This is a genomic window from Stenotrophomonas sp. 2YAF22, assembly GCF_052114665.1.
In the GTDB taxonomy this organism is placed as follows: domain Bacteria; phylum Pseudomonadota; class Gammaproteobacteria; order Xanthomonadales; family Xanthomonadaceae; genus Stenotrophomonas; species Stenotrophomonas indicatrix.
Genome location: NZ_JBFRFE010000756.1, coordinates 1 through 1765, shown reverse-complemented (window position 1 = coordinate 1765; position 1765 = coordinate 1). Strand labels below are relative to the sequence as shown.

Sequence of the window (1765 nt, the reverse complement as noted above, 5' to 3'; positions counted from 1 at the left end):
CGGCTGCAGCGCGTGGCGCACGGTGAAGTCCCGCGTGGCGGTCGACGGATCGAGGTGATAGGCCGCGGCGGCATCGATCAGTTCGCTGACCAGCACCGAGGGTTCGCGCACGCTGCCATCGCGCGGGTCCGCGCCGAGGTAGCTGAGGTAGAACACGTCCTGCGCAGCAGCAAACAACTGCAGGAACAGGAAACGATCATCTTCGCGGGTGGAGCGGTCGCCGGGACGGCGGCGCGGCGTATCCAGTTCGGCGGTGAGCTGGTTGAGGCCGGCGGCCGGGTCGCGACGCGGGAAATCACCATCGTTGAGGCCGAGCACGCAGATCACCCGGAACGGCAGCAGGCGCATCGGCACCATGCGGCCGAAGCTGATGCCACCGGTCAGCAGCGGCGCGCGCGTATCGGCCTCGGCAAGCGCACCGGCGAAGTGCGCACGCACCACCTCCGGTGGCACGCCATCGACGAACCCGGCCTTGTACGCATCTTCGGCGAACTGGTTGAGCAGCTTGCGCAGGCGCTCCAGCGCGCGCTGGCTGTTGGGCGAGCTGGGTGGTGTCGGCAGCAGGGCGTCGAGCAGCGACAGCAGGCGCTGCCGCCACTGTGCCGGGGTCAACAGTTCGCCCAGCCGGCGCTGGTAGACGGCCAGCACGCGCAGCAGGCGCAGCAGCCGGTCCAGCGCATCCAGCGCCCCGCCTTCCAGTTCGATCCACGGAGCCACCCCGACCAGATCCACCTCGCTGCCGGTGGCGTGGCCCAGCAGCAGGCGATCCAGCGCGAACTGCCAGGTGTAGGCGTCATCGCTGGGGGCCTGCAGCTGGTCGCGATGCTGGGCATCCAGGCCCCAGCGTGCGCCTGCCTGCTGCAACCAGCCATGCAGTCGGTCGAAGTCCACCGCTTCCAGGCCGGCGGCCTCGGCCAGGGGTGCACTGGCCAGCAGATCCAGCACCTCGTTCAGGCCGAAGCGCGAAATCGGCAGGCCAAGCAGGTGCACGAACACGTCGGCCAGCGGCTCGCCAGCCAACGGACTGCTGTCGGCCAGCGCGTAGGGAATGTGTTCGTCCTCGCCCCCCCGTCCGCCGAACACCGCTTCCAGATAGGGCACATACGGATCGATGTCCGGCGCCAGCACGGCGATCTCGCGCGCCTGCAACGGCGGGTCGAAGCGCGGGTCCTGCAGCAGGCTGCGCAGCTGGTCGTGCAGCACCTGCAGCTCGCGCAGGCGGGTGTGGCAGGCGTGCACCTGCAAGCTCGGGTCATCGCTGCGCAGGCCACCGCGCAGTTCACCGGAAGGCAAGGCACGACGGTGGAACAGGTMGCGCTGCAGGCGATGCAGCAGGCTGTCGGACAGCCCGCCCTGGTCCATCGTCGGCCGCGTGTCTTGCTCGGGGTCGGAATAAGCCGCGATCTCGCCGGCCGGATGCACCACTTCATAGCTGCCCAGCACCGCCATGAAATCGCGGCCGGCCGCACCCCACGCTTCCAGCAGGCGGTTCTCGCCGGCGGCCTCGCCGAACGGGTCCGGCGCACCGCTGCGCAGGCGCTCTGCCAGGGTCTGCAGGTCGCCCCAGTAGGACTGCACCGGCGTGGGCAGATAGAAATGCAGTTCGCCCACCCGCGACTGGGTGGCCATCACCCGCAGTACGTCGGGCGAGATGTTGAGGGTGGCGAACGCCGACATCCGCGGCGGCAGGCCCTGCGGCAACGGTTGGCCGGCGCCMTCGAAGCGGTCCAGGTACGCCTGGATGCGGCGCGCGCGGTAACCATGG

The 1765-nt window shown here is 69.9% G+C and carries 1 protein-coding gene; it reads right to left on the bottom strand.

Translation table 11 applies throughout. The annotated features are described in order from the left end of the window. Nucleotides 1–1765, bottom strand: a 1765-nt coding sequence (gene recC, locus AB4Y84_RS20810; protein WP_442250835.1) for an exodeoxyribonuclease V subunit gamma, incomplete at both ends; no start/stop codon positions are given.